General features: G+C 54.7%; 8 protein-coding genes. 4 read left to right on the top strand and 4 right to left on the bottom strand.

Annotated elements, in window-relative coordinates; genetic code table 11:
- The first annotated feature begins 78 nt into the window (after window positions 1-78).
- From DW089_RS11435 to DW089_RS03985, 4 genes are all read left to right on the top strand, one after another.
- Window positions 79-294, top strand: coding sequence for a hypothetical protein (locus DW089_RS11435; RefSeq protein WP_199614563.1), 216 nt, complete (start codon window positions 79-81; stop codon window positions 292-294).
- A gap of 33 nt (window positions 295-327) precedes the next feature.
- A complete protein-coding gene (locus DW089_RS03995) occupies window positions 328-1,446 on the top strand; it encodes a hypothetical protein (protein ID WP_199614561.1) in 1,119 nt (372 codons plus the stop codon).
- A 23-nt stretch (window positions 1,447-1,469) separates the two neighbouring features.
- Window positions 1,470-3,104, top strand: coding sequence for a gamma-glutamyltransferase (gene ggt / locus DW089_RS03990; RefSeq protein ID WP_199614559.1), 1,635 nt, complete (start codon window positions 1,470-1,472; stop codon window positions 3,102-3,104).
- A 190-nt stretch (window positions 3,105-3,294) separates the two neighbouring features.
- On the top strand, window positions 3,295-4,473 hold the full coding sequence (locus DW089_RS03985) for a M20 family metallopeptidase (RefSeq protein WP_118286825.1): 1,179 nt from the start codon (window positions 3,295-3,297) through the stop codon (window positions 4,471-4,473).
- A 90-nt stretch (window positions 4,474-4,563) separates the two neighbouring features.
- On the opposite strand, the gene DW089_RS03980 is transcribed toward DW089_RS03985, so the two are convergent.
- The 4 genes from DW089_RS03980 to DW089_RS03965 all read right to left on the bottom strand — a co-directional run bounded on the left by DW089_RS03980 (window position 4,564) and on the right by DW089_RS03965 (window position 10,030).
- Window positions 4,564-5,886, bottom strand: coding sequence for a sodium/glutamate symporter (locus tag DW089_RS03980; protein WP_118286824.1), 1,323 nt, complete (start codon window positions 5,884-5,886; stop codon window positions 4,564-4,566).
- A gap of 262 nt (window positions 5,887-6,148) precedes the next feature.
- Complete coding sequence (locus DW089_RS03975; protein WP_118286823.1) at window positions 6,149-6,850, bottom strand: RraA family protein; 702 nt, start codon at window positions 6,848-6,850, stop codon at window positions 6,149-6,151.
- 723 nt (window positions 6,851-7,573) lie between these two features.
- Window positions 7,574-8,413, bottom strand: a complete 840-nt coding sequence (locus DW089_RS03970) for a DUF6282 family protein (RefSeq protein ID WP_118286822.1) — start codon at window positions 8,411-8,413, stop codon at window positions 7,574-7,576.
- A 363-nt stretch (window positions 8,414-8,776) separates the two neighbouring features.
- Window positions 8,777-10,030 carry an SLC13 family permease gene (locus DW089_RS03965; RefSeq protein ID WP_118286821.1) on the bottom strand — a complete coding sequence of 418 codons (1,254 nt, stop codon included), beginning with the start codon at window positions 10,028-10,030 and terminating at the stop codon, window positions 8,777-8,779.
- Between the last annotated feature and the right edge of the window lie 28 nt (window positions 10,031-10,058).

Raw genomic sequence — 10,058 nt, 5'->3', positions numbered from 1 at the left:
GAAATCATTGGGAATTTGTCTTACCCTGTTTTGTATGATTTTATTTTACGGTGTTTTTATCAGAAAGGAGTCTTCGTTATGTTATTGGCAAGCTGGATCATCACCTTTATGCTGATCGTAGGCCTGGGCATCTATGCCGGTACCCGCATTACCCAGTCCGACCAGTGGAACGGCAGTGACCGCTCCATGGGCATCTTTTCCGTAGGTGCCATGCTGGGAGCCTGGCAGATTGGCGGCATGAGCATTGTAGGGGCTGCCCAAAACGGCTATACCATGGGCATCGCCGGCTGCTAGTACTCCATTGCCGGCGGTCTCTATTTCATCCTGATGGCTGTACTGGCCAAACCCATGCGCAAGTACATGAAAGCCAGTTCCCTGCCCGTGTTCCTGCGGGAACGGTACGGGGCTTCTGTTTCCAAGGTGCAGGCCTACATCTGGATTATTTTTGGTATCTTGTATATTCCCATCCAACTGAAAACGGTAGCCTCCGTAATCCAAATGGTGCTGCCGGGCATCAGCATCAACTGGGCCATGCTGATTGGGGTTACCATTGCCGCCGCCTACACGGGCTTTGCCGGTATGAAGGGCTCCGACATCATCGGCCGGATTGTGTGCATTGCCACCTATATCCTGTTGATTGGTTTTGTAGTAACCAACCTGGACGACTTCCACGGCTACAGCGGCCTGCTAGCCAAACTACCTGAAGGCTACAACAACCTGACCGCCATGCCCGTTCAGCAGATCATCGCCTGGGCCCTGGGCGGCGCTCTCACCAGCATCGTCAGTCAGGCCGCCCTGCAGCCCATGTTCGCCGCCAAAAGCGACCACGACGCCACCTGGGGCTGCGTACTGGGCTACGTCATTGCCGGTCCTATCTGCATCCTGACGGCCATCATCGGCATGATGGCCAAAGCCAATACCAACAGCCTGGGTGATGGGGCCAGTGCCTTTGCCTGGAGCATTGCCCACCTGACCAGCCCGCTGCTGGCCGGCATTATCTTCGCCGTCATCACCATGATTGTGGCAGCCACCATGGCCACCATGATGATGGCCACCGGTACGGTAATTTCCAACGTTTACTCTACGCAAATCAATCCCCAGGCCACAGATAAGCAGGTATTGCAGGTATCCCGGAAAGGGACCATCATCGTTGCCTACATTTCCCTGTGCGTAGGTTTCCTGATTCCTTCCGCCCAAATGGTCAATATGTTCCTGACCTTGAACTACCTGGTGTACGCGCCTTTCAGCTTTACGGTCATCGCCGGGATGTTCTGGAAAGAGGTTACTGCCAAGGCTTCCCTGTACAGCATTGCCGCAGGGATTATCGTGGCCCTGGCCTGGATTTTCGCCGGTCTCAACTCTACTTTCAACGTGGTGTATCCCACCATTGCTGTCAGCTATATTGTGGGCTATGCGGTTACTAAAGCCCAAGCCCAACAAGCCTGATTTTTGAAGGAGGTCAATCAATCATGCCGAATCATCCTTATCTTGGTTATCAGCTCAATGACATTTTCTTCTATCGTCCCTATCCCTACGGGAGCAAGGGGGCTGTTTCCACCAACAGCCCCTATGCGGCCCAGGCAGGGCTGGAAATTCTCCGGCAGGGGGGCAACGTATTTGATGCGGCCTGCGCCGTTTCCCTGGTGCTGGGCGTGGTAGAACCCTACCATTCCGGCATCGGCGGCGGCTGCTTCCACGTGTTCTACCACAAGGAAAGCAACGAATTCTACTGCGTGGACGCCCGGGGGGTGGCTCCCCTGCACGCCTACCAGGATATGTTCCTGGACAAGGACGGGAATGTGGACCTGAACCTGACGGAGTTCTCCGGCCGTTCTGTAGCCGTTCCTGCCCTGTACAAGGCCATGGACAACCTGCTGCAGAAATTCGGCACCATGACCTGGGAACAGGTTTCTGCCCCGGCCATCAAGTTGGCCCGGTACGGCTTCCGCTGCGGCTTTACCTACGCCAGGGTATCGGATACCACGGAAGCCGTGCACAACAAGGCGGCCTACGAAGGCTTCAGCGAGCTGTACCTGAAGGACGGCGAGCCCCGGGAATTTGGGGACCTGGTTGTAAACCCGGCCCTGGCCGACACCATGGAACAGGTTGCGGCTAACGGCGTGGATTGGTTCTACAACGGTCCCATTGCAGAGGAAATCGTAGAATATGCCAATAAGAATCTGGGGCTCCTGTGCAAGGAAGACCTGACCAACTGCCAGCCCAAGAAACGGATTCCGGTCCGGGGCACCTACCAGGGCTATGATATTATTTCCATGGCGCCTCCTTCCTCCGGCGGCACCCACATTATCCAAATGCTGAACATCCTGGAAAACTTCGACCTGAAGAAAATGGGCTTCCATTCGGCAGCTGCCACCCACGTGATTGCCGAGACCATGAAGCTGATGTTTGCCGACCGGTCCGTGGCCATGGGGGATCCGGATTTCGTCAAAATCCATTCGGACAAGCTGCTTTCCAAGGAATACGCCAAGGAACTGGCGACCAAGATTGATCTGGACCACGCCCAGGAATTTGCGCCCACCGAAGGTATCGAGGCCAGGGAATATCCGGGCTGCACCACCAGCTTCTCCATCATGGACCAATACGGCAACGCCTTTGCCCAAACCCAGACCATTCGGAACTGGTGGGGCTGCGGGGTGGTGCTGCCCAAACGGGGCTTTGTCCTGAACAACGCCATGGCCGATTTCAGCCCGAAAGTGGGGGTCAAGACCACCCAAGGCCTGGCCTATGGGGAAGCCAACGCCGTGCGGCCGGGCAAGACGCCCTTGTCCAGCATGAGTCCTACCCTGGTGTTCCAAAAGGGCAAACCGGTGCTGGCAGTAGGCTGCGCCGGCGGTCCCCGGATTATCACCAGCGTGCTGCCTGACCAAGGAACAGGGACTGGAGCTAGAAGACGGGTTCTCCCCGGATACCATTGCCCTCCTGGAAGCCAAAGGCCACAAGGTGATTGTGCCCCCAGATATTGGGGAAATGTCCTGTATGCCCAACGGTATCCTGTACAAGGACGGGCTGTTCTATCCGGCCGGCACCAACCGGGTAGATGGCGGCGGCGGCATCCTGACCCAGGACGGAGCCATTGGCATTGACGGCATTTCGTTTAAGGATTGAGCAAGTAGAATAGTTAAGGAGCAGGAAAAATGCTGGTTATTTTTCCTGCTTCTTTTTTAGGTATTGTACTGCGCCCTCTTAACACCAGAGCGCAATTTGTTTCTGCTACTGTAACAGAACCCGCGTTTCTGCGGTATAATAGAAGCAGATGCATTTGGAGGTGGTTTCGTGAAAAACATAAGGTTATATAGTGCCTGTGAAAAGCTTCTGCCAGAATATCTAAAGCTCTGGCAGAAGGTGGTCAATGTGGACTGCGGTTCCCGGAACGGCAAGGGAATCGCCCGGGTAGCGGACTACCTGGAGGAGGAGCTGCGGCCGTTGCGCCCGGACAGCCTGGAACGGATCCCTATGGCAAATCCAGAGGACGGCAGTCATCTGCTGGTGACCTTTAAGGGCAAGGGAAAGGGCAAGATTATGGCCTGCGCCCATTTGGACACGGTATTTCCGGTGGGTACGGCCGCAGAGCGGCCCTTCCGCATTGACGGGGACTGGGCCAAGGGGCCTGGAGCGGCGGACTGCAAAAGCGGGGTTCTGATGATGGTGTTTGCCCTGAAACTGCTGCGGCAGTTTAAATATACGGACTTTGACACCATTACCCTGCTGTTTAATGCAGACGAAGAAATTTCTTCGCCGGACAGCCGGCATTTGATTGCCAAATTGGCGCCCCAGCACGACTGCTTCCTGTGCTGCGAATCCGGCCAGGAAGGGGACGGCCTGGTTTCCTCCCGAAAAGGCGCCAGCCGGATCCTGGTAAACGTCAAAGGCATTGCGTCCCATGCGGGGAACGCTCCGGACAAGGGTGCCAACGCCCTGATGGAATGCCTCCGGCAGATTGAGGGCATTAAGGCCCTGGAGGCTCCGGCCCGGGGTACCACCATCAACTTTACGGTGATGCACTCTGGGGACGCGGACAATGTGATTCCTGCTGAAGCCCACGCCATTGCGGACCTTCGGGTAACGGATCCCCAGGAACTGGAGCGGGTCCAAAAGGCGGTGGAAGTGCTGGCCTTCCGGGCTTCCATTCCCGGCACCAGCGTGGATACCCAGGTGGAAATCGGCAGCCTGCCCTTCCCCAGTAACCCTGGTACCCGGGAGCTTACCGCCCTGGCCCAGGAAATCTACGGGGAACTGGGCCGGAAGCTGGTACTCCGGGATGTGGGCGGCTCCTCGGACGCCAACTGGGCTGCGGCCGCAGGGGCCGTCTGCGTGGACGGTTTTGGAGCCGTAAAGGGCGGCAAGAACCATACCCCCCAGGAATGTGCCCTGGTGCCCAGCGTGGTGCCCCGGATGTACCTCTTAACCCGGATGCTGGAAGAACTGGGCCATGCCCCCAGGCTGATCAAATAATATGGTCCGTCTTAAACAACAAAAAACAGCTTGCAGACTCGTTCAGGAGTCCGCAAGCTGTTTTTTTAACGGGGAAAGTTCCCTATGCGCTTACCATTTCAGTTTTCTGTGGGTGTTGAAGAAGATGAACCCGCAGGCCATGAATACTACGAAGATGGCGGCACCAACGCCGGCGGTAAGACCAACGCCGCTCATCAGCCAGATAGGAGTTAGACCTACGAAGGCATCTTTCCAGCTCATCAGGGTAGAATATACGCCGTGGCTGTCACCTGCATGGGATTGGGAATCCGGGTCGATGGCACGAACCAGAGCCAGGCCGGTGGAGGTGTTGCCGGTAGCAGCGCCGAAGCACATAACGGCTTTTTCAAACCATTCTTCCTGGGCAAAGGTCTTGGCGCAGAACAATACCAGGGGTACGGTCAGGGCAGTCAGGACGATGGAGTAGATGGCCAGGGCCAGTGCATAGGTAGCGATGAACTTCAGGTTCAGGGTAGCCATAGCGGTGAATACTACCAGTTCCAGGAAGAAGCCGCTGAGCATTTTGATGGTCTTCAGGTCAACAAATTTTTCCAGATGGAACACTTCGATGAGTTTCCAGCCTACAGCACCGCCGATAACGCCGTGGAGCACGCTGGGGAGAATCTTGAAGAAAGGAATGTAGGTGCCCAGGAACTTGAAGATGCAGGTGCCCAGGAACAGGGAACCCAGCAGCCAAGCGCATTGCAGGGCCAGGTGGTTGATGCTGATACCGGTGGTAACGGTAGTACCGGTGGATTTGCGTTCATTTTCCGGCAGTGCACCGCCGTAGAATTGGGGCGGCTGCTTCTTGGGTTCCTTTACGTAGGTGCCCCAGCCTTTGCGGACGCCGAAGTTTACCAGGGCCATACCAACAACCATGGCCACAATCAGACCTACGGTGGACAGCACCATACCTACAGCCATGTTGCCTTCAATGCCCAGCTTTTCAAAGGAAGCTGCGGCAGCGGCTGCAGTACCATGGCCGCCGTGGAAGGAGAACACACCCATTACGCCCCAGCCCAGGGGCAGGCCCGGCCAAATGTCACGGAGCAGGGCGCCCAGCAGGGTGCCGATGCACATTTGCATACCGAAAGCCGGCATAGGCAGGCAGATGTAGTCCAAATAGGAATGGATTTTTTCTTTGTTGAAGCTTACGCCAAATACCAGGGAAGCCATTACTACGTTGATCAAAACGCCGGGAACGCCGCCCATAACTTTGGGGATTTCATAAATGCCCAAGCCTTGTTGGCCGGCTGCCAGCATCAGCAGGCCGCCGATCAGGGATGCCGGGAGGAATAATTTTTGCAGGGGTTTTACAATTTCACGCACGCCCCAGCCCAGCAGCATGAACATGCAGATCATCATCAGCATATCGAGTAACTGTTTAACTGTCATCTTCGCACCTCATTGCTTTCTTCAAGATAGAAAAATTATTGCGTTCAACCATAAACAAACTTGCTTTTTGTTTGCCTTAGATTCTCCGTACCGGACCCTCTACCCGGTACGGGAACCCTCAGCTGCCAATTTGTGCTCCAGTGAAAGCGGCGAATTTTGGAAACCCTCTTCCTCTCCAGCCGCTTTCCACAAATTGTTTTGCTCTCAGGAGTCTGCCAGGTCTCCAGTCCTGGCAGCTTCCTGTAATAGCCTTACCTAGGGCTTAGCCTTTGTACATGCCGTCGATGACTTCGACGCCTTTATCGGCCAAGCGCTTGTCAACCCATTCTCTCTTGGAGTTGCCGGTTTGGGCAGCCACCAGTTTGGCTTCGTCCTGGGCTTGGAAAGCTTTGGCAGCTTCCAGTACGGTTTCGCCTTCCTGCCAGGGAATCACGATAACGCCGTCCTGGTCCATAACGATGATGTCGCCAGGGTTAATGCTGATACCGCCGCAGGAGATGGGCACGTTGATTTCGCCAGGGCCTTCTTTGTAGGGACCGTCGGGGTTGGTGCCTGTAGCGTAGATGGGATAGGTCATTTTGCGGACAGCGTCGATATCCCGGATAGGACCATCGATGATGATGCCGCCGATGTTCTTGGAACCGCCGTAGGTGAACATGATTTCGCCAATCAGGGAACGGTATTCTTCGCCGCCATCGTTGGAAACGATCAGCACATCACCAGCTTTGGCCATGTTCAGGGCCTTGTGCAGCATCAGGTTGTCCCCGGAACGGGTTTTGATGGTGAGAGCCCGGCCTACGTTTACGGGATCCGGAGGATTGCTTTGCAGTTTGATGCGGGGATGCATCCCTACCAGACGGCCCATGGTGTCAGAGATATTAGCACAGGGGATTTTCTTGAAAGCGTCCAGCAGTTCTTGAGCAACTTCCGGTTTTTGCAGGAATACACGATTTCCAATAGACATTTACAATTCCTCCTTGAAATAGACAGTTCCGAGAATCTAATGTGAATTTATAATTTTCAGTCATTCACTTTTCGTAATTGTATGATATCTTATTGTGTCAACAATGTGAAACAATAATATTGGGGAAAATCCACAAAGAAATTTTGTTGATTTAAATAAAGGTTGATGTAGGCTGGTTGGTTTATGGTTCACTTTGGTGGTGCGGTCCGCGAACCTGAAGTGATGTGGTGCCGGGTATCCCCTCTCCTACAGCACTACCTTCAGAAAAAGGTAGTGCTGCTTTCCTCTCCCCTACAGGGTAGAGGTTTGGGCGCCCTTCGGGCAGATTGGCAGCAAACCCCATCCCGGCTGCGCTCACTTTCTTGGAGCGCAGCCACCCTTCCCCCTTACCTGTCCGCACAGCGAACAGGTAAGGAGAAGGCAGGCGGCCTGCGGCCGCAAAAGAACTTTTCTTGACCCGCCAGGGATACTTCTTTAAGTTTCTTTATATCATACATCTCCGTTTTTCGGGATTTGTCACAAAATTATTTTGTTTTACGGGAACGAAAAAACATCCCCGGAGCGTGGTTCCGGGGATGTTCAGAGGGCGGGGTTAAACCCCTTAGAGGCCGCAGCAGAAAGGGTGTACAGTCCCTTTCTGCCTTGTGTTCCCTATTCTAGAGGGTTTTGCCCTTTATGTAAAACAGTGTTTCTTTGCCGCTGCACAACCAGGGGTTGTGGTGTTTACAGGGCCCGGGTATAGTACCGGGCGGGGTTGTCCACCAGCATGATGTGGAGTTCTTCCGGGGTGATGCCTTCGGCCAGCAGCAGGTCGCCCAGCTTGCTCAGGGCTTCATCCGGATAGGGGGATGCGGGCTGGCCCACATCCGTGGACAGGACCACCTGTTCGGCGCCTACGGCACGGATCCGCTCTGCCATTTCTGCCGGGGTAATATGGCCGGCCTGGATATTGAAGTAGCAGTGTTCCGTCATGGCACCCAAGGCTGCCGCCTGCTTCAGCTGCTCAGTGGTGTAGTAGTCCGCTGCGCCGTCCACATGGGTGGCCACCAGTTTCTGGATGCCCTTGTCATGGGCGGCCTTGAGCACGGCCATACCTTCTTCGGCGCTGACGTGGCCGGTGGCAAGGACCATATCGTAGGCTTTGACAATATCCAGGATTTCGCTGATGCCGGGCACCAGCTGGCCGTTGTCATCCAAGGCGGTGAGATAGGCAGCAGCCTCCTGGTCGCTCATTCCCGGATGTTTCTTTTTCTGGTAGCTGCGGGCTTCCAGGGTGGGCAGCCAGACTACCTGGCCCCCCAGCTTAGCGCAATTTTCCACGGCGTAGGGGTTAAAGCCGCCTACGGTCCGGTTCAGTACAATGCCGCCGATAATCTTCAGTTTGGGGAACTGGGCCTGGAGCAGGGCAGCCCGGGCGGCGGTTTCCGTAAAGTGGTTTTTCACCAAAAAGCCGGCCATGCCCTTTGCTTCCAGCCGGGCAGCCAGTTCGGGATCCGTGAATTTCCGTTTGCTCACATCGGGAGCTGTATGTACGTGTACGTCATAAATACCTTTTACATCCATGTTGGTTCTCCTTCTTTTGCAGGTAGCTTTGCCTTGAGAAAAAAAGGATTGTGAAAAAATTAAACTTCCTCAGTCATCCTATAGGATGACAGCCCCTCCAGTGGTTCGCAGCTAGCTGTTCATCTTCGCTCAGAGAGCTTGATTCACAGGCTGCTATCACATGGCTCACATTCGCCAAGAGCTTTTCGACTAACTGATTTGCTCTTGGATGTGAGCGCAACATTTGGAGGGGCCGCTCATACCCGTCAAGGTTCCAGTATTTATCAACCCTAACGCTATAGTTCAGACATTAGCTGACCAATATCGGAGGGAATTTCGCTGCTTAAATGCATCAAGGATTTTTTCACAATCCCCTAACTTTACTTAGTACGGCAGGAAAATGGGGATCAGCCCTACCACCACCAGATAGGTGAGGATTACCATGGGCAGACCAATCTTCACAAAGTCCATGAACTTGTATTGGGTCCAGCCTACGGTCATCATGTTCTGGGGTGCGGCAAAGGGGGTTGCATAGGAAGCAGCACCGGCCAGGGTGATGATCATGGCAATGGGGTACGGGCTGACGCCAATCTGCTGGGCAATGGACACGCCGATGGGCATGAACACCAGGATGGTGGGAATGTTGGACATAATCTGGGTCAGTCCGGCAGCAGCTACAAACATGACAGTAGAAATCATGAAGGGGCTGGGGTTGTTGCCCAAAATGGCGATAATCAGGTCGGCAACGGCCTGGCCTGCACCGCTGTCCTTTACGCCTTCGGAAATGACGCCCAGGGCGCCTACCAAAATCAAGCAGTTCCAGTCAATGGCCTTGAAGGCATCCTTGATGGTCATGCAGCGGGTTCCCACGATAACGCAGGCACCCAGTACAGCAGCCACGTGCATGGGCAGGGCCTTGCTGCCGCTGGCGATGATAATCAGCACCACAATCATGGTCAGGGCGGCGATGGTGGCTTTTTGTTTGTTCAGGGGTTTCTTTTCGATTTGGGCAAATTCAGGAACGTAGCCGGTATCGGGAATCATCTTGGAACCGATGAAGGTGAAGTACAGGGTACCCACAATGCACACGCCGATGCCGAAGGGGGTAATGCTGAAGAAGCCGAAGGGTACCAGACCCAGCTTGCCCATGGCAGCGGCGGCAGCAGCGTTGGAGCCTACGCCTACCAGGGTTACGAAGCCGCCAAACTGGGCACCAAACAGCAGGCCCAGCAGGGCCCGGGAAGGACCTACGCCGGCAGATTCGGCCATGGCCGTTACCAGGGGAGCCATAGCAACCATAACGCCGATGTTACTGCACACGGAGCTCAGGATGCAGGAAACGATCAGGGTTGCCAGGATAATGTTCCGTTCGCTTTTGCCGGTAATGGCAATCATCTTTTCACCAATCTTGTCGGTGATGCCGGTGTGGAACAGGGAAGAACCGACCACCATCATGCCGGCCAGCAAGATGTTGGTGTTGTTGTCGTAGCCGGAGAACACTGTGCTCATTTTCACAATGCCCAGGGCGCCGTAGGAAATGGAAGCTAAGATAGCAGTAACTGCAATGGGAATGGGTTCCCAGATAAATAGCAAAATCGTGATAAATAGAATACCTAATGCCAATGCCATAGGAGTCATTGTCGTCATCCTTTCTTGATTGCCAATG

It is taken from the genome of Acidaminococcus sp. AM05-11 (assembly GCF_003472805.1).
GTDB lineage: Bacteria > Bacillota > Negativicutes > Acidaminococcales > Acidaminococcaceae > Acidaminococcus > Acidaminococcus hominis.
This window is presented reverse-complemented; position numbering and strand designations above follow the sequence as displayed.